An 18,856-nucleotide genomic window follows, 5' to 3' on the forward strand; every position below is an offset into this window, starting at 1 on the left:
TATGAAGACTGTAATTGAATGCTTCAAGCGAGTATGGAAAGAAGAAGATGGTCTAGGTACTTTGGAGATATTATTGATTGTTGCTGTACTTGTCGCGATTGCTATTATTTTTAGAAAGTGGATCGTTTCGTGGTTTCAAAAACTGATTGGCGATGCAAACACAGATCTCAAGGATAATAGCGCCGTTGCACCGTGTGCGCCTAGCCCCACAACGAGCTGTGCGCCATAAGCGGTTACTCGGTTTTACGAGAAACGAACAGGGAAGCTTCACGTTAGAAGCCTCCCTGGTGTTTCCGATGATTTTGATTTGTACAGTGTCTCTCTTATTTGTTGGATTATATGCGTACCAACATGTGTATATCAAACAGCTAGCACGTACAGCGGCGGAACGGCTTGCCTTCACTTGGACGAATAGCCATAAAAATCTGAATCCGGGAAGTTTTAATCCACAGGAAACCGATGGTTTATATTGGCGTTTGACACAGGATCACGTGACTGATTTGTTTGGCTTTCTGAACGGGAGCGCGGGCGTGAGTATAGCACTGCCAACACATCAAGGTGATGGCCTTGTGGAACGAAAGCTGGCAAGAGCCTCAGGTTTACTCCCCAATGGCGTTACTGGAACGGCAAGTTACAGGAATTATGTACTCGATCACCAGGTTGAGGTGGATGTAAACAAGTCTTTTTTAATGCCTTCGATAATGCGAAAATGGTTGCAAACACATACGACAAGTGGGAAAGCAATTGCCCATGTCGTCGATTCCGTCGAACTAATTCGTATGACAGATCTAACCCGCACTTATGTACCTACATTGGCAGGCCGAATATCTCCAGAGAAAGCAAAGGCAGCTCTTGTTGAGCCAGAGAACAGTAATTTATCAGGTCCGAAAGTTACTATTCAGTCTGAGAGACAAGCCTCTACCTATTTACGATCTCTTGTGGGAGGCAAAGAAGTTGTTCGAACAACCGCCTCGGGGAAAAGTAGACTGATAGACGCGCTAGATGCTCGCGGCATTGCTCATCAAGCCTTCTATAGTTTAACGGAAGCTCAGCTGCGTACGGAACAGCTGCCGAAGGATGTTGAACTGCTCCAGCAAGATCCAACCGTGAAAGGTGTCGTATGGCACTTTTTCAAAAAAGATGCCACCGGTAAAGGGATGCCAACTGATGCTTTTCGAAAAGAGCTCGAACGCAAGGGGATCGTTGTTGTGATTCACAATTAAGAAGAGCGAGAGAGGAGGAGGCCTTGAGAAGATTTCTATATGCTGAAAATGGCGCAGTATCGGTATATTTAATACTTATTATCGTGCCGATTTTCTTATTTCAAGCCGTGTTAATTGATTTTGCCCGGATTAAAGCAGCTGAGAAAGAATCGGAATCTGCGGTTCAGGCTGCGTCCCGTTCTGTCATGTCATCCTTCGATTCAGATCTTCAAAAGAGAGGTCTCTATGGGATGGTTCTTTCACAGGAAAATTCTGAACAGCTATTTAGCGAAGTTTTTGCAAAAAACCTTTCTAGTGGCGTTACCGCCAATGCCTTTCATTTTATTGACACCAAAGCGGTAGACGGAGGCATGCGGGTTACTCCTGTGTATGCACTCGCTAGTCATGCCATTTTTGAGGGTCAGCTTCTCGAAGATATGAAGTTAAAAGGTCCTATTGAATTCTCTCTGGAAATTGCAGATAAATTTCAAAAAAGCGGAGTGAAAGCGCCATTTCAGATGGGTTCACAATTTGCGAAAAATGCGGCGGAAGTTGAGAAACTTATCGAGCAACGGGAAGATGCACTTGATGAAGCGTGGCACAGTACGGAAGTGATGTATGCTCGAATAACTACTTTTCACCTTTACTATCAGAAAAGGATTTCGGATTTAGATGCAATGGCAAACCGCATTGGACTCCATACAATTGATGAACTGAGAATCGAGATCAATCAAGTGAAAGATCAACTGCAATCACTTTCGAACGCGATACATAATATGGATCTCTCGATGAGCTCAATGATGACAGCGAGTCCGCAAAGTATTCAAGCTGCACTCTCCGCTAGAAGCAACCTTGAACAACAGTATAGTACATTATCACAGAAATTGAATGACCTTGAAGCTCTCGTACAATTAATTATTCAGTACACGGCTCTTATCGTCAGCACGAAGTTAGAGGTTGCAGTAAATGAGAGAGACATCTTGCAGCTTCAGCAGAGTATAGAGCCTGTTTTGAGACTGGCTAAGCAAAAAAATGACGATATTCGGGCAAAGTTAACGGCGATTGGTGGTTCTTCTACTTCTACTACGAGTGATAGTCAAGGTGTGAATGATGTATTTCAGCATGTTTCACTCATAGGTGATAACTATTTTTATGACTATCAGATCTCGGTGGCGAGTATTGCTTCTTTATTTACCGCATTTCATTTGAAAATTGAAAGTATCGCTTTATACACGGCTGCGAACACGAATCAGGCAAATGCAGCGAATGACGCTTATTGGACATTAGTCAATGATTTTTACAGTAAAAAAAGCTCAATCGAAAAAGCTAGAATGGATGCGAACGATGGGACAAAGGCGAAAAAACAAACGGAAAGAAATAAGATTCAAGCTGTTTTGGATAAAGCCAAACAAGCAATTGGCGGCTGTAGCTTCATTCAATCACAATCCAATGATGAGGCATTGTATAACAAACTGCAGGGTGATACAAGTAATCTTGAATCAGCGAATGTACAAGGTTTCTATCAGAAATATCGTCAAGTTAATGCGCAAGATGTATTGATCGGGAACGATGTTGCCTATGATTTGGATAAAGCGGAATCAACGAGCTTAAGAGCAATGGATATTCTGGGAGTGATTACCCAAGCATCAGAAATGCTTCGGGACGAGTTGTATGTGAATGAATATGCCCTGACAAAGTTCAACTATCGTACTTATGGACTTGAGAAAGATCGAAGTGGTCAAGCAAAATTGTCAAATGAATTGGTTGATCCAGGTTCTCACCAATTAGCAAATCAAGAAGCTGAGTATCTTTTATATGGATTCTCCTCGTGCGCCGCGAACATCTCATCTGCCTATGCAGAAATGTTTTCTTTGCGTCTTGCTATCCGAACGGTAGAAAATTTATTGGATCCTGAAAAAGAATTGCTCAACGTAGGTTCGCCCTTACTCGTATTATTAGTCGCAGCGGCGCAAGGTGCAGTAGAAGCATTTGCAGATATGAACGCATTAGTGAAGGGGGAGTCAGTTGAATTATCTTCTAAGCTTTCAGCAGCTATCTTAAAATTAACGTACAAAGATTACTTACGTTTATTTCTGATGCTGCACAGCGATAATACGAAGCTAATGGCGAGAATGCAAGCATTAATTGAATTAGAAACAGGCAAAGACCTTACGCAAGCAGCAGCTTATATCCAGACCAATGCCACTAGTGAAATTAGATTGTGGTTCATTCCACAGATGATGAAGCTATTTAATGGATCAGATCTTCTAGGCTGTAAAGTCGTTGGGACACAATGTCAATTTAATCGGACAGCAATTGTAGCTTATTAACAACGTGGGAGGAATGAGATTGCTTCGAAAATTGTGCAAGGATCAAGAAGGGGGGATCGTGCTAGAGGCAGCTCTTATATTGCCTTTGTTCCTATCTTTTGTAGTTGGGCTGATTCTCTTCATTCAGATAGCCATAGCAGAAATGGCATTGCAAGCTGGTGTTTCTGAAGCGACGAAATCGATTGCGGGTCAAGTATATCCAGTCCAACTGCTAGTACAGGAAGCGAAATCGAAATACGATCAAAGCGCCGCTGCGAATTTGATAAATACGGTGGTAGATCAAGTGCAGTCGGCACGGAGCCAAATCGTCAATACCGAGAATTTTGTAGAGCAATATGCAGCCTATATACCTGATTACGTTCTAGCGCTTGTTCAATGGGAACAGGAAAAAAGGGAACTTGGTGAAGGAATGGCTGAAGATGAGTTGAATGCCATGTTTGAGTCACAGGTAAAACCGCGTATCCTTGCTGCATTTACCCCAATTGTATTCGCATTTTGTGATGCAAACATCTTACATAGAGAAAACTTTAAAGTCACTGCTGTGACAGTTCCAAGTATGGTGCAGAATGAGGATTCTTACTTTGGCGTGGAAGCTCAACTCACGTATAAACTGCCTATTCCTTTTATAAGCCATACCATCGTGTTAAAGAAAAGGGCCTTTGAACGCGCGTGGGTAGGTTCGTCTTCCATGTAATCTGCTGTCATCGAATGCATGGATGAAATTCGAAAGAGGAGTGAAATACCATAGTACTGATCCATGGCATTTTTCTAGTTTTTATTACAGTTGCCTTTGTTATTGATGTTCGACTAGCAAAACTGCCCAATAAGTTGACCATGTGCGGAACTGTGATCGGCATAGTTCTCCACACAATGAACGAAGGTTGGGAAGGGCTGATTTTTGCATTCCTCGGTTCTGGGACAGGCCTTGTTGTCGTGCTTTTCCTCTATGTTATTGGCGCTTTGGGAGCGGGAGATGTCAAGCTATTTGCAGCCATTGGGGCGTTTATGGGGGTTGCATTTGTCATGCAAACGCTCGTGTACGCAATTTTATGTGCCGGGATAATTGGACTTATTCTCTTACTCATTCAGAAGCAAATGAGAACAACAAGCGAGAAACTAAGGGGCTGGCTCATCTCGATATGTGCTTATCGTCAAATAGACACATTATTCGAACTGAAGCATCAGAAAAACATCAAGTTTCCATTTATGTACGCAGTTGCACCTAGTGTAGCTGTCACTTGGTACTATTCCTTGCTATGAAATGAGGTGGTCGAATGACGGAAGAGGTATTTGGACTCTGTTACGAATTTGTATATCGGCATGGTCATTATATGGAGCTTTATAAAGAAGAAGGACTTTCAATCAGTGAGTTATCCCACTTGCAGATCCGCATGCTGGAAGCAAACCAAGTGCCTAGATTGCTTCCGCTTGACATCCTGGAGGTGGATGCTAAACTTCGTTTACAATATAAACTATCTTCAAAACGCATGCTGACGCATGTCCTAAAAGTTGAATCATTTTCCGTGCATCAATTTGCAAAGCTCATGTACGCTATCGTGAGTACACTGGATGAAAGTAACAACTACATGCTGTATGAAATCAATTATGTGCTAAAGGAAAATTTTATTTTCATTGGCCAGGATTGGTCGGATATTTATTTGACCTATGTACCGATAGATACACAGCACGTTGAAGAGGATGTATTTCCTTCGATAGCTAAGTTGATGTGTAAGCTTGCTTCCCATATTTCAGAGGAAGAGCAGGATCAGGCCAATGCCTGGATCTCCATGACGTCCAATTTGAAAAGCATGCAGGCCTATAAAGATTTATTATTAAAGCTAATGGACGAGCCAATTCGTACCAACGTACCTATAGAATCCTATGTACATGAGTTGTCGAAAGTAGAAGTGGAAGCCGGGCTGCCTAAAGCACACTGGAAACGGCATGAAATGACTCCAAATGAGCATGCCATCCCTGAATCAATTACATATTCGACTAAACAACCTACCATACCCAATATAGCTTCACTACCAGCGAAAAGTCAGAATGCAATGCCAATCATGCCTACTACAAAAAGCGCCTTAAGTAAGAATTCTATTGTATTTGCATGGCTTCCACTACAACAACGCGCAAAATGGATTGCCATTGCAGTACTCATCATTACTACAGCCTTCCTCTGGCAATATTACGCCGCGGAACCCTCCACAAGTACATTTCAACTCATAGCGGGCATAACTTTACTGTTAGGCGACGTAGGATTCATTTTGCTAGTATTCGGCTTTCCAGTCTTTTCAAAAGGTGAAAAGGCACAAGTTCCATCCATACCTCATGAAGAAGCTGCTACATTCGAGACCGCTTCAGAGCCTATGGATATTCAGGCCTACTATCAAAATCTCCCCATGCATACCACGATGCTTAATCCTCCCAAACATAATGCAACTGTTTTATTAAGCAAATTATCTACCCACAAGAGCGGTCCTCGGTTGGAATTTGAAGCTGAAGGTGTTAGTAAAATAGTTCCCATTGACACGGATCTTTTTATTATAGGGAGAGGCGATACTAGCATTCATGTGAATTGTGAGTTGGAAGTAGCTGGTGTTTCTAGAATCCATGCGGAAATTATTCAAACGAGCCAAGGTTACCACCTTCGAGATGCAGGCTCTACGAATGGGACGTACTTGAATGATCAACCACTGGTCATCTATCAAGCATATCCGCTAAAAGATGGGGATATTGTGCGAATTATTCGTCAAGAACTGACATTTCGACTCTAATACAAATAGTTCTACTTCCTGTCTGACATGAGCAATGGTATAATAAGAAGTCGCGAGGAAAAACGTGATTATCTTAGAACTAGACAGGGGTTTGGTTTTTACAATATGAGTCTTTTAACAATCGAAGATTTAAGCCACAGTTTTGGTGACCGTACATTGTTCAAAAATGTATCGTTTCGCTTGCTAGCTGGTGAACGTGTTGGTATCGTAGGAGCGAATGGCGTGGGGAAATCCACGTTGATGAATATATTAACGGGCAAGCTTTTGAAAGATACAGGCAAGGTAGAATGGACGCCAAGAGTCCACTATGGCTATTTGGACCAGCATTCTGTGTTGGCAGCAGGTAGAACGATTCGTGATATTTTGCGAGATGCGTTCCTGCCTTTGTATGAAGAAGAGAAAAGAATGATGGCGATAACTGACAAAATGGGAGACGCCACACCAGAGGAACTTGAGGTTCTGCTGGAGGAAATGGGCGAGATTCAAGAGCGCTTGGAGATTGGTGATTTCTATCTGCTCGATGTGAAAATTGAAGAGATGGGTAATGGCCTTGGCTTGAATGCAATTGGATTGGACCGGGATGTAACATCGCTTAGTGGTGGACAAAGAACGAAAGTTCTTCTAGCTAAGTTATTATTAGAAAAACCAACTGTCCTTCTGCTGGATGAGCCTACCAACTATTTGGATGTTGAGCACATTGAGTGGTTGAAAATGTACTTGAAGGACTACCCATATGCATTCATGTTAATTTCACATGATACGGAATTTATGAATGAAGTCGTCAATGTTGTCTATCATTTGGAGTTCTCCAAATTGACAAGATATACAGCAAACTATGAAAAATTCCTAGATATGGCTGAAATGAACAAGGCACAGCACATTGATGCTTATGAGAAACAGCAGGAGTACATCAAAAAGCAAGAAGATTTCATCGCGCGCAACAAAGCGCGGGCTTCAACGTCAACGCGTGCGAAGAGCCGTGAGAAGCAGTTAGATCGCATTGACCGTATAGAACGTCCAGAAACAGCTATGAAGCCAACGTTCGTATTCAAAGAATCGCGCTCAAGTGGTAGAATCGTATTTGAGGCGCAAGATTTGGAAATTGGTTATGATCGTGCATTGCTTCCTAGAATGAATGTGACGATAGAACGCGGTGAGAAAATTGCGATCGTCGGCTGCAATGGGGTCGGTAAATCCACACTGTTGAAGACGATACTTGGGAAAATCGAGCCATTTAGCGGTAAAACGTATCGTGGCGATTACTTAAGTCCTGCGTACTTCGAACAAGAAGTCAAAGCGCCTAGTATGACACCAATTGATGATGTATGGAATTCATTCTCTTCCATGACGCAGAACGAAGTCAGAGGAGCTCTTGCGCGAGTTGGACTTAAGAATGAGCATATCACCCGTGCGATGAGCATGTTAAGTGGTGGTGAGCAAGCGAAAGTTCGTCTGTGCAAACTGCTCATGCAAGAAAGCAACTGGTTGCTATTCGATGAGCCTACGAACCATTTGGACGTCGTAGCCAAGGAAGAACTTCAAAGGGCTTTGAAAGAGTATAAGGGTACCGTACTTCTCGTCTGCCATGAGCCTGAATTTTATGAAGGTTGGGTAACACGTGTGTGGGACGTGGAAGAGTGGTCTGCCAAAGTAACGAATTAACCACTACGTATAATCGAATCGGAGGAGATAACAATGTTAACGCATGTTGTGTTTTTTAAGCTCAAAGATCGCAGTCCTGAAGCCGTGGAAGTAACCAAAGCCGTTCTTACGAATATGGAAGGTAAAATCCCGGTATTACGACACATTGAGGTTGGGACAGACATTCTGCATTTGGAGCGTTCTTACGATATCGCACTGATTACGAAATTTGATTCACTAGATGATTTGAAGGTTTACGATACTCACCCTCTACATGAAGAAGTTAAAGCTCACATGAAAACAGTTCTTGATGGAACGTCCATCTGTGTTGATTTTGTAAGCTAACCTACGTTTGTAAAACATAGGAGAACAGTGTAGTATCCTTAGAAGAGGCTCGTTTCTGATGTTGTCAGGGGCTAGCAAATGTTCTGAGGCTGCACTGTTTTTTGTGTGTTTAGCGCAATACATACTTACATCTAAAAAAGGAGGAATCCGAGTTGAAGTCCAAATTAAATAGAGCTTATATGACGGAAGTTCTTGAAATGCTGCTGCGGACTCCTAGTCCAACAGGCTATACACATCACATCATGCAAAAGGTAGAGCTAGAAGTGAGTAAGCTTGGCTTCGAGCTTTCTTATACGAATAAAGGCTGCGGCATTGTTACCATTCCCGGGGCGAGTTCTGATCGCGTTATTGGGATATCTGCGCATGTGGATACGCTCGGTGCTATGGTTCGTTCTATTAAAGAGAATGGCACGCTGAAAATTACATCGCTTGGCGGCTTCATGATGGGCGCGATCGAGAATGAATATGTTCAAATTCACACACGAGATGAGCGAGTGTACGATGGGACGATTCTGACTTCTAGACCTTCAGTTCACGTGTATGAGGATGCGAGAGAGTACAAGCGTGATGAAGCGAATATGGAAGTTCGTATTGATGAGCTTGTCTCTTCCAAAAAAGATGTGCAGGCACTTGGCATCCGTGTTGGTGACTATATCTCATTTGATCCTCGTGTGCAGGTGAAAGAAAATGGGTATGTCAAATCACGTCATCTGGATGACAAAGCAAGTGTGGCTTCTTTGTTTGGTCTTCTCAAACTATTGAAAGAACAAGGGATTCAACCATTCTACACCATCAAGTTGTTCTTCTCTAACTATGAAGAAGTCGGTCATGGCTCCTCATTTATCCCTTCAGATATCACTGATTTTATTGCGGTTGATATGGGAGCGCTTGGGGACGATTTGAGCGGCAGTGAACGCGATGTTTCGATCTGCGCTAAGGATTCTTCTGGTCCTTACGACTACGCGATGACGTCGAAAATGATTGAGCATGCCGAGAAGCTCGAGATCGGCTATGCTGTTGATATTTATCCGCGCTATAACTCGGATGCATCAGCAGCGTTAAGAGGCGGCCGCGACATTCGCGCAGCGCTCATAGGACCTGGTGTTCATGCGTCACATAGCATGGAGCGCACGCATATGGATGCTGTAGTGAACACGGCAGCCCTTCTTGCCGCGTACATCTTGGAGCCGGTACAAGGATGAATATACTAAGTGCAGTAGATATAACCAAAACTTACGGCGACAAGGTGCTCTTCGATGACATCTCGTTCACCCTGAACGAGAAGCAGCGCATTGGCCTCATCGGCGTGAACGGCACAGGCAAGTCCACGCTGCTGAAGATGCTGGCGGGTCTGGAAACACCGGATCGCGGCAAGCTCGTGCACGCGAACCATTTCCGCGTGGAATACTTGCCGCAAAACCCAGAGTTCGATCCGAACTCCACGGTGCTTGAGCAAGTATTCCACGGCGATTCGCCGCTCATGAAGACACTTCGCGACTATGAGCTGGCACTTGCTGAACTGGAGCTCGACGCCTCCAATGAGAAAAAGCAAGCGCGACTTTACAGCGCCCAGTCGCGCATGGATGAACAAGGTGCCTGGGAAGCCAGCACCTTGGCCAAAACCGTGCTGACGAAGCTCGGCATCAGCGAATTCGACAAACCCGTCGGCCTGCTGTCCGGCGGTCAGCGCAAACGCGTTGCCATGGCGCGCGTGCTCATTCAACCCGCCGATCTGCTCATCCTAGATGAGCCGACGAACCATATTGATAACGAGACGGCCATTTGGCTCGAGGAATTCCTCAGCAAATGGCGCGGCGCCTTGCTGCTCGTTACCCATGACCGGTACTTCCTAGAGCGGGTCACAACCCGCATTCTGGAGCTGGACCGGGGCAAGATCTACAGCTATGAGGGGAACTACGAGTGGTTCCTCGAGAAAAAGGCGGAGCGGATGGATTCCGAAGCCGCTAGTGAAGATAAGCGGCAGAATCTCCTCCGCCGCGAGCTGGCCTGGCTCCGTCGCGGCGCGAAGGCGCGCACGACGAAACAAAAGGCGCGTATTAACCGCGCCGAGGAATTACGGGACCGCAAGGTGGACGGTCCCGCTGACAAGCTAGACATGGCGCTGGCTGGCAGCCGCCTTGGCAAAAAGGTGATGGAGCTGGACGACATCTCCAAGTCTTTCAACAGCGGGAAGCAGCTGCTTAGCGGCTTCAGCTATATTGTGATGCCGAAGGACCGTCTCGGCATCATTGGTCCGAACGGCAGCGGTAAGTCGACGCTGCTCAATATGCTAGCCGGGCGCATTCAGCCCGACAGCGGCACGATTGAGACAGGTACGACGGTGAAATTGGCGTACTACACGCAAGAGAATGTCGAAATGGACGAGAAAATGCGTGTGATCGAATACATTAAAGAAGCTGCAGAGCAGATTCGCACGTCAGATGGTGAAACCATTTCGGCCGCGCAGATGCTAGAGCGCTTCATGTTCTCTCCTAACCTGCAATGGTCGCCAATTGGCAAGCTTTCAGGTGGAGAGCGTCGCAGACTTTATTTGTTACGCACCCTAATGGGAGAACCGAACGTTTTGCTGCTTGATGAGCCGACGAATGACTTGGACATCCAAACTTTGACGATACTGGAAGATTATCTAGATCAATTCTCAGGGGCTGTTATTACCGTTTCCCATGATCGATACTTCTTGGATCGAACAGTTACCCATTTATTTGCATTCGATGGCAGTGGCGGGATTGAGCCTTTTATCGGCACGTATTCCGATTATTTGGAAGATAAGCGAGAACAAGAAGAGGCTGAGCAAGCGAGGAAAGAAGTCATTCGCCAAGCGAGCGCGAAGTCGGCTAGCGGCAGTTCTGCTTCTGCGCCATCAAGTGCAAACGCAGCTCCAGCTGCGAATCGTCCAAAGAAACTTTCGTTTAAAGACCAGAAGGAATGGGACGAAATCGAGAACACGATTGCTGCTTTGGAGGACAAAGTCGACAGCTTGAAAAAGCAAATCGAAAACTCAGGAAGTAACTTTGATCTCGCTCGTGATCTCTATGAACAAGAGCAACAAACCGCTGCAGAACTTGAAGCTGCAATGGAAAGATGGACTTATTTATCAGAGTTAGTAGAAGAAATAGAGCGAAATAAGTTATGATAGAAGAATATACAATAAAAATATTATAAAGGCAGGTACACTCAACACATGATTAATGTAAATAACGTGACGCTTCGTTACGGCAAGAGAGCCCTATTCGAAGACGCTAATATTAAATTCACACCAGGAAATTGCTACGGCCTAATCGGAGCAAATGGTGCAGGTAAATCCACATTCCTCAAAATTCTTTCCGGTGAGATCGAGCCGAACACAGGTGAAGTCAGTATCACACCAGGCGAGCGTATGGCTGTCCTGAAACAGAACCATTATGAATTTGATGAAATCGAAGTTTTGAAAACAGTTGTAATGGGGCACTCCCGGTTGTATAAAATCATGGAAGAGAAAGATGCTTTGTATGCAAAAGCGGATTTCTCTGAAGAAGATGGTATGAGAGCCGCTGAGCTCGAAGGCGAATTCCAAGATCTTGACGGCTGGCAAGCCGAATCCGACGCAGCAGAGCTTCTAATCGGTCTTGGCATCCCAACATCCCTGCATGACACCAAAATGAAGGATTTAGATGGTAACGAGAAAGTTCGCGTGCTCTTAGCGCAAGCACTTTTCGGTAACCCGAACATTCTTTTACTCGATGAGCCTACCAACCATTTGAACATGGAGTCCATTAAATGGCTGGAGCACTTCTTGTCCCGATTTGAAGGCACTGTAATCGTGGTATCACATGACCGTCACTTCTTGAACCAAGTGTGTACGCATATCGCAGATATTGACTTTGGTAAAATCCAAATGTATGTCGGTAACTATGATTGGTGGTATGAGTCCAGTCAATTGGCACTTCGTTTGCAGCGTGATGCGAATAAGAAAACGGAAGAAAAACGTAAAGAACTTGAAGCGTTTATCGCGCGCTTTAGTGCCAATGCGTCCAAATCCAAGCAAGCGACTTCCCGTAAAAAGCAATTGGAGAAGCTTACGCTTGAGGATATTCGTCCGTCCTCCCGTAAATATCCGTTCATTCACTTCAAAGGTGAGCGTGAAGCTGGTAAGCAATTGCTTGCTGTTGAAGGCCTTACGAAAACCATTGATGGCGTTAAAGTTTTGAACAACGTCTCGTTCACACTTAACAAAGGCGATAAAGTTGCTTTCGTGGGACTAGATGGCATTGCCAAAACGACACTTTTCAAAATTTTGATGGGTGAATTGGAAGCAGATAGTGGCACGTTCTCATGGGGTATCACGACTTCACAGGCGTATTTCCCTAAAGACAGCCAAGATTACTTCAATTCCGAACTCACGTTAGTGGATTGGTTACGTCAGTACTCCAAAGATCCGGATGAGTCATTCCTTCGTGGATTCTTAGGCCGAATGCTGTTCTCTGGTGAAGAAGCACTTAAAAAAGCGAATGTCCTTTCCGGAGGAGAAAAAGTTCGTTGTATGTTCTCCAAAATGATGTTGAGCGGTGCGAACGTGCTTATTCTTGATGAGCCAACGAACCACTTGGATTTGGAATCCATCACAGCACTTAATAATGGTCTTGTTGATTCTGACTGTACGATGTTGTTCGTCTCGCATGACCATCAGTTCATTCAAACGATTGCAAATCGCGTTATGGAGTTGACACCGAAGGGTATCATCGACAAAATGGTGACATACGATGAGTATTTGGAAAGCGAAGATGTGAAAAAACAAAAGGAAATTCATTACGCATAAAGAGTAAAAATGAAAAGCGCCCTGAAGTGTTACTCTCAGGGCGCTTTTAGCTACACAAAGTTGTCTAGCTTCCGCCAGTACGACGGCGTTGATTATTTACTTTTTTGGTCATTTGGCTTTTCGCAGTTTGATTCCCATTACCTGCTGCTTTCGGGTTAGCGCGCGCTGCGGCTTGATCCGCTTGCTTCTGAGCTAGTTTGGCTTTGATCGCGTCAGCTAAACTTACTTTTTTGACACCTTGTTGCTCGACCTGGTCGGCTTGCTGATCTTGAGGCTTGTCTGACATAAGAACACCTTCTTTACGTGGTATATCCATAGTATAATCGAATCAAAGAAAAGATGAAAGAAGGTGTGTGGGGATGTTTGATCCAACGATCTATGACAATATCAAAGTCGTGCTCGAAGGAGCCGTCTACGATTTGGATTTGGAAGGTAAAATCATCATAACACGAAGAGAAGATCTGATTGACTTGTCGTCGATGTCTCGCACATTTGCCATTGAGTTTGCAAGGAAATTAGGACTTCCTAGCCAAGCTGAAATCTACTTGCATGTTCATTTAAGCGACTTGGCAGCTGAAATTCTAGAGAATCCTACGGCTAAGCCAGGTTGTACACTGTTAATTAAACTTCACACGATCGTGAATGATCCGGAACTGGATTGCCCAATGATTGAAGCGCAATTGAATGCGATTTGGGAACAGCGCCCGCGAATTACACAGCAAATTTCCTATTTATATGGGGAACAACCCGAGGAATATCGCAATCTGATTACGTTATCTTTTGGTCGCAAAATTGATGAGAGCCACCTCGATGACTTTTCTGATTTGATCGATTATGCCTTCGAAAGCTTGGTATGGTTGGATGGAAGAGGGTCATTATAAGCCATGCAAGAATTAAACCAGCAAGAATTGTTAAGCAAAGTAAATCAAGTTAACGAGAAACCCTTCGCTGTTTTTATGTATACGCCGCTTTGTGGGACATGCAAAGTAACAGAGCGAATGCTGAATATTATTCTGGCGATGAAGCCAAAGCTGCCGCTTGTCAAATGCAACATTAATTTTCTGCCACAGGTCAGTCAAGAATGGCGAATCGCTAGTGTCCCGTGTGTTGTCATCATTGAACAAGGAAAAGAAAAAGAAATGATCTATCGGATGCAATCCGTGGATGAGCTATATCGTAGGCTTATGCCATTAATAGAACAAGAATAGGAGTTGTGTATATCATGAGTTTTCAAGTCGGAGACCGTGTTGTTGCAGAATATAAAACAGGGGTTTATTTCGGTGAAGTTGTTGAGATAACCTCCAGTATGAAAGCGGCAGTCCGCATTCTAGCTGTGAAGGATCATCCTACACAAGGAGATTTACATAATCCGATGGATCCAAGTGTCGCTTTTTTTCATCAAAGAAGGGCATTATCCCATCAAGAGATTGCATTAATGCCAATGGCAACGATTCGTGCTTATGCGGGTGAGGTACCAGATTACCAAGTGTCTCTGAAGAGAGCGCTAATGGCTCAGATGGATAAGCTGTCGGACATGGAAGCGTGGGCCCGACGCTCTCTGCAGGAGCTTGATCAGCTGAGTAAAGAATATTTTCCACCGTCCAATTAGGAAACTTCTAGGTACAGCTTGGTGCCATCATTGTATTTAAAAATGGCTACATCACCAATGATCTCGATCATCGAGATCATTTTTAATTTTCTGCGGAATTCAAAATGCAACTCATATTCCTTCAATTTCGTTGAAAGTAACTCCATTTGGGAACGTTTATGAGTAAAATTCATCACAGGGATCGATTTATTTTTGAATCGGATCGTGTTTGCTTGCATGTTAAGCCCTCCTTTACACGAATACTTCTGAATGCTTACGACTTACTTGTTCTAGGATACATTTCAAATGTTAAATATGTTTGCGTGCAACTATTAAAAAAGTTTGAGCAATTTATTATATGTGAATAATAGCGCTACAGGGCTAGTTCCGATAAGATAAATTTTTGCGGGTCAGATTCGTGGTTGCGGGGAAAGTTAACCCCATTTATAATAGATAAGATTGTATTCTAACAGGTTCTGGAGGGTCATAGAAATGACAGAAGCAAAACCAACTCGCATAGGCATTATCGGAGCCGGAAACATCGGAAACGTGCATATGGGGACGTTCAAAAACATAGCTGGGGCTCAACTTGCGGGAGTAACGGATGCTTATTTGCCGCTTGCTGAAACAAGAGCAAAAGAACACAACATTGAGCAGGTATATGCGAATTCAGATAAATTGTTAGCAGACCCTACGATTGATGCAGTTGTCATTGCTGTATCGAATGAGTGGCATGCGCCACTTGCCGTGCAAGCGTTAGAAGCGGGTAAACATGTCATGCTGGAGAAGCCGATGGCCATTGATTTGGCGTCAGCACGTCAAATAGTTGAAGCGGAGCGTAAGGCAGGAAAGATTCTCATGATCCCGCATCAAATGCGATGGGAAGCATCCTCGATTGCGGTTAAAGAGCAGGTGGAGAAAGGCGCACTTGGTCACATTTATCATGCAAAAGCGAGCTATCTCAGACGTAAAGGCATTCCAGGCTGGGGAACATGGTTTACCCAAATGGACAAATCAGGCGGCGGTCCTCTGATTGATTTAGGTGTACATATGTTAGATTTAACCCTGTATTTGATGGGGAATCCCAAACCGGTTTCCGTATATGGATCAACGTATGCAGAGTTCGGACCACGTAAGCAAGGGATTGGGACTTGGGGGGCGCCGAATTGGCAAGGTACATTTGATGTTGAGGATTTAGCTACTGCCTTAATAAAGTTTGAAAATGGGGCAACACTTTCCTTGGATGTTAGTTGGGCGGGGCTCCTTGAAACGGATAATTTACCTGTTGTCCAATTGCTGGGCTCAGAAGGCGGAGCCTATTTGAAAGGTGCGAAAGGTAAGCTTTTTGCAGAAAAATTCGATCGCATCGTAGAGACAGAGCTTTCAGCACCAGCTGCGAATGATGATCCACGTGCACGTATGGTACAGCATTTCTTGTCCAGTATCGCAAGCGGCTCTCAGCCGATAACGTCTGTGATGACGGGCTACACGAATAATTTGATCCTAGATGCGATTTACCGTTCGTCGCAAACAGGCGATGAAGTGAAATTGAACTGGGACATCGAGTAGACAGGGGCTGCAAAGCAAGTGAACTGGGAGTTATTTAGTATCATCGGTACGATTGCCTTCGCAGTTAGTGGTGCGATTGTCGCGATGGAAGAGGAATACGATATTCTAGGTGTATATGTACTTGGTCTTGTGACCGCATTTGGTGGAGGGATCATCCGTAACTTGTTGATTGGGAAACCAATCGTACTGTTATGGGAGCAAGGCATGTATTTTCAAATCGCCTTGTTTGCCATGACGGTTGTTTTCTTGATGCCAGTGAAATATATTCGAATGTGGAAGACGTGGGAAGCTTTCTTCGATGCGATTGGTCTTGCAGCCTTTGCAATCCAAGGAGCGCTCTATGCCACGAATATGGGGCACCCATTAAGCGCTATTATCGTCGCGGCGGTCTTAACAGGCATTGGCGGAGGGATGGTCCGCGATGTGCTGGCAGGTCGGAAGCCGCTAGTGCTCAAAGATGAAATTTATGCGGTCTGGGGTATGTTAGCGGGAGCATTAGTTGGGCTAGGTTGGTCACAGGGCACATGGCAGTTAGCCATTCTATTTGCACTTATCATCATTCTGCGCATGTTCTCAGTTAACTACAAATGGAAACTGCCTAAACGCTCTTTGCGTGATACCTTAGTGGAATCCACCCGAAGATCAGATTCGTAGTCGTAGTCCAATATACCTGCAGGGTAATCGCTTCAAGATAGGAGGTGGGTCAATGGAAGCATCTTTAACTCAGCAACAGAGAATTTCAGCAGAGACAATAGCAGCACGAATTATTTCTGTGAAGGAGCTGCTTCAAACAGAGTTAGATCTGTATGAAGTATCCAAGGATTCAGAGACCGGGGAACATTATTTGCATTACGCCTACATGCATCGTGATTTCTCGAATACGGGAGAACCTGAATCTTTTCACTATTTAATGCCTATTGATAACGATGATGTTCTTGGCATGATTTTTGGCGAGCAAGGATATGCCTACCCAGAACATTGGAAAGCATCCTTTTTACGAAATGGTCCCGAGGGCTTCTACATCTGGTTTGATCCTTCTCATGAAGCTCAACAAATCGAAGATGAGGCTATTGCAGCAGATTTACTTAAGAAACTCCGAGCTTTTCATGATCAAGGTAATGTGGATCCGGAAGCTGTTCGTAAATTGTTAGAAGACATGGATGAGACACGAAAGAAAGGCGAATAAAAAGCGATAAAAGCGTAAATTTTCCAAATAAATACGTTTGTATATTTGCTCCATAAAACTGCGATTCTGCAGCTTTTGTGGAGTTTTTTCATTTGTAAAGGGGAAAAATGCGGAAAAGTGCGGAATAACCGCATTTTTCCAACGAGTTTCGGGCATAAAGGGGATAGCAGCTAAGATCTTTCACGTTATGTTTAGTAAAAATAAGGCAATTGGTCCATATTAACACTAGTGTCAATAGCTGATTAGAAAGGGGGACTAAACATGGGTATGGCCTCGTATCATTTTGCGAATTTGGACATTCATGAAGAATTGATGCAAGAACTTCGCAATTTGGAATCTCGTATGAAAGAGGAATTAGGGTACGAAATTGCGCTAATTGCGTATACAAAGGAAGCAGATGGACTTCCAAATAACTAGTACATGATAGAGAAAATATAGGGGGAATGACGATGAAAGCTGTGAAAATGTCAGTCATCATGACGGCTGCACTCGTCGGTTTAACAGGGTGTTCAGCGGCACCTTCAAATCAACTAGAGAAAGCATCGGTGTCGATTCAAAGCGTTGGTTTATCAGATTCCGGCAGTGGCAAGTTGAAGATGAATTCGTCGGATGCCATTAGCGGTAGTCAAGCGGAGCATTTAACAGAAACTCAATTGGGCAAAGCAGACAACCCACAACACCAGAACACGTATCTTTCCATGAACCGAGAATTGGCAGATCAGGTGATGCAGGAGACACATCTTGGCGGGGCCTCCATTGCAATGACGGATACGAATATTTATGTGGCTGTTGATCTAGGGGAGCGGCAGGATAAACGTGATAACGAGAAAGCCAAGGAGTTAAGCAAAAATAATGATCCAGCAACAGAAGCGGGATTATTTGGTTCAGGCGTTGGTGCGCAGATGGACTGGGTCACAGCGAAACCCATGTCTTCGGAGAGCATGAATGCCATTCGACACGTGATCAAGAGGGTTTATCCGGATTCGAAGGTGTATATCTCCTCGAATGAGCTTTTTGTCAATCGGATGATGTACTATGACAGGCAACAGCAAAAAAATAAACGTATGGATACGTACCTATATGAGTTTAATACGATGGTGCATTATACGTTTAATAGCAGCCCATGAGTAATAAATATAAGGTTCGTGCCTACTGCAGCTCGCGAATTTGCGAGTATGTACATAAAGAGGATGTGATGGTCGCAATCAATTATGAAACGGCCTATAGTCTGGCACAGCTATACAACGATTTTCCTTCCAAACCAAGTTGTCCTTCTTGTGGTGAAGCCATTTCTTTTTACGCACATGCGGTTATCGAGGAGCCTTGGCTCACTTGAGAAGCTTGACAATTCGCGGTTTCCTGATAATAGTTAGAGAATATGCACTCAGGAAAGGATAATTACGCG

At 44.2% G+C, this 18,856-nt stretch carries 21 protein-coding genes; 19 read left to right on the plus strand and 2 right to left on the minus strand.

Annotated elements, in window-relative coordinates:
- The first annotated feature begins 1 nt into the window (after position 1).
- From J2736_RS04345 to J2736_RS04395, 11 genes are all read left to right on the plus strand, one after another.
- Positions 2-229, plus strand: coding sequence for a Flp1 family type IVb pilin (locus tag J2736_RS04345; protein WP_310223885.1), 228 nt, complete (start codon positions 2-4; stop codon positions 227-229).
- Entirely contained in the window at positions 153-1,223 is a 1,071-nt protein-coding gene (locus tag J2736_RS04350; protein WP_397340156.1) for a TadE/TadG family type IV pilus assembly protein, read from the plus strand. The genes J2736_RS04345 and J2736_RS04350 overlap by 77 nt, the downstream gene beginning before the upstream one ends.
- Positions 1,224-1,246: 23 nt before the next feature.
- Positions 1,247-3,532, plus strand: coding sequence for a hypothetical protein (locus J2736_RS04355; protein ID WP_310223889.1), 2,286 nt, complete (start codon positions 1,247-1,249; stop codon positions 3,530-3,532).
- 19 nt (positions 3,533-3,551) lie between these two features.
- Positions 3,552-4,226, plus strand: coding sequence for a TadE/TadG family type IV pilus assembly protein (locus tag J2736_RS04360; RefSeq protein WP_310223891.1), 675 nt, complete (start codon positions 3,552-3,554; stop codon positions 4,224-4,226).
- Positions 4,227-4,294: 68 nt separating this feature from the next.
- Complete coding sequence (locus tag J2736_RS04365) at positions 4,295-4,792, plus strand: A24 family peptidase (RefSeq protein ID WP_310225194.1); 498 nt, start codon at positions 4,295-4,297, stop codon at positions 4,790-4,792.
- 14 nt (positions 4,793-4,806) lie between these two features.
- Positions 4,807-6,306 (plus strand): DUF6382 domain-containing protein, encoded by a 1,500-nt coding sequence (locus J2736_RS04370; protein WP_310223893.1) that lies wholly within the window; start codon positions 4,807-4,809, stop codon positions 6,304-6,306.
- A gap of 105 nt (positions 6,307-6,411) precedes the next feature.
- Entirely contained in the window at positions 6,412-7,968 is a 1,557-nt protein-coding gene (locus tag J2736_RS04375) for an ABC-F family ATP-binding cassette domain-containing protein (RefSeq protein WP_310223895.1), read from the plus strand.
- Positions 7,969-8,001: 33 nt separating this feature from the next.
- Positions 8,002-8,292 carry a Dabb family protein gene (locus J2736_RS04380; protein ID WP_310223897.1) on the plus strand — a complete coding sequence of 97 codons (291 nt, stop codon included), beginning with the start codon at positions 8,002-8,004 and terminating at the stop codon, positions 8,290-8,292.
- 152 nt (positions 8,293-8,444) lie between these two features.
- Positions 8,445-9,494 (plus strand): M42 family metallopeptidase, encoded by a 1,050-nt coding sequence (locus J2736_RS04385; RefSeq protein ID WP_310223899.1) that lies wholly within the window; start codon positions 8,445-8,447, stop codon positions 9,492-9,494.
- The gene (locus J2736_RS04390) at positions 9,491-11,446 is read left to right on the plus strand and encodes an ABC-F family ATP-binding cassette domain-containing protein (RefSeq protein ID WP_310223901.1); all 1,956 of its coding nucleotides are present in this window, start codon (positions 9,491-9,493) and stop codon (positions 11,444-11,446) included. Before J2736_RS04385 ends, J2736_RS04390 begins: the two co-directional genes overlap by 4 nt.
- Before the next feature lie 48 nt (positions 11,447-11,494).
- Entirely contained in the window at positions 11,495-13,108 is a 1,614-nt protein-coding gene (locus J2736_RS04395; RefSeq protein WP_310223902.1) for an ABC-F family ATP-binding cassette domain-containing protein, read from the plus strand.
- A gap of 64 nt (positions 13,109-13,172) precedes the next feature.
- Here the strand turns inward: J2736_RS04395 and J2736_RS04400 are convergent, their stop codons facing one another.
- Positions 13,173-13,394 (minus strand): hypothetical protein, encoded by a 222-nt coding sequence (locus J2736_RS04400; protein ID WP_310223904.1) that lies wholly within the window; start codon positions 13,392-13,394, stop codon positions 13,173-13,175.
- 73 nt (positions 13,395-13,467) lie between these two features.
- Between J2736_RS04400 and J2736_RS04405 the strand changes: the two genes are divergently transcribed.
- From J2736_RS04405 to kapB, 3 genes are read left to right on the plus strand one after another with little or no spacing between them, the layout of a single operon-like run.
- Entirely contained in the window at positions 13,468-13,989 is a 522-nt protein-coding gene (locus tag J2736_RS04405; RefSeq protein ID WP_310223906.1) for a hypothetical protein, read from the plus strand.
- 3 nt (positions 13,990-13,992) lie between these two features.
- Entirely contained in the window at positions 13,993-14,316 is a 324-nt protein-coding gene (locus tag J2736_RS04410; protein ID WP_310223908.1) for a thioredoxin family protein, read from the plus strand.
- Between the two features lie 14 nt (positions 14,317-14,330).
- Positions 14,331-14,717, plus strand: coding sequence for a kinase-associated lipoprotein KapB (gene kapB, locus J2736_RS04415; RefSeq protein WP_310223910.1), 387 nt, complete (start codon positions 14,331-14,333; stop codon positions 14,715-14,717).
- Here the strand turns inward: kapB and J2736_RS04420 are convergent.
- A complete protein-coding gene (locus tag J2736_RS04420) occupies positions 14,714-14,935 on the minus strand; it encodes a hypothetical protein (protein WP_056621044.1) in 222 nt (73 codons plus the stop codon). The two genes, kapB and J2736_RS04420, sit on opposite strands and share 4 nt — an antisense overlap.
- Before the next feature lie 253 nt (positions 14,936-15,188).
- Here J2736_RS04420 and J2736_RS04425 point away from each other — a divergent pair, with 253 nt between their 5' ends.
- The 5 genes from J2736_RS04425 (at position 15,189) to J2736_RS04445 (ending at position 18,578) form a co-directional block, all read left to right on the plus strand.
- Entirely contained in the window at positions 15,189-16,265 is a 1,077-nt protein-coding gene (locus J2736_RS04425; RefSeq protein WP_310223914.1) for a Gfo/Idh/MocA family protein, read from the plus strand.
- A gap of 18 nt (positions 16,266-16,283) precedes the next feature.
- Entirely contained in the window at positions 16,284-16,919 is a 636-nt protein-coding gene (locus J2736_RS04430; RefSeq protein WP_310223916.1) for a trimeric intracellular cation channel family protein, read from the plus strand.
- Positions 16,920-16,971: 52 nt separating this feature from the next.
- Positions 16,972-17,451, plus strand: coding sequence for a hypothetical protein (locus J2736_RS04435; protein ID WP_310223919.1), 480 nt, complete (start codon positions 16,972-16,974; stop codon positions 17,449-17,451).
- Positions 17,452-17,712: 261 nt separating this feature from the next.
- Positions 17,713-17,868 carry a hypothetical protein gene (locus tag J2736_RS04440; protein ID WP_310223921.1) on the plus strand — a complete coding sequence of 52 codons (156 nt, stop codon included), beginning with the start codon at positions 17,713-17,715 and terminating at the stop codon, positions 17,866-17,868.
- Between the two features lie 32 nt (positions 17,869-17,900).
- The gene (locus J2736_RS04445) at positions 17,901-18,578 is read left to right on the plus strand and encodes a YhcN/YlaJ family sporulation lipoprotein (RefSeq protein ID WP_310223923.1); all 678 of its coding nucleotides are present in this window, start codon (positions 17,901-17,903) and stop codon (positions 18,576-18,578) included.
- Positions 18,579-18,856 lie beyond the last annotated feature (278 nt).

This window comes from Paenibacillus qinlingensis, from assembly GCF_031455095.1.
GTDB lineage: Bacteria > Bacillota > Bacilli > Paenibacillales > NBRC-103111 > Paenibacillus_E > Paenibacillus_E qinlingensis_A.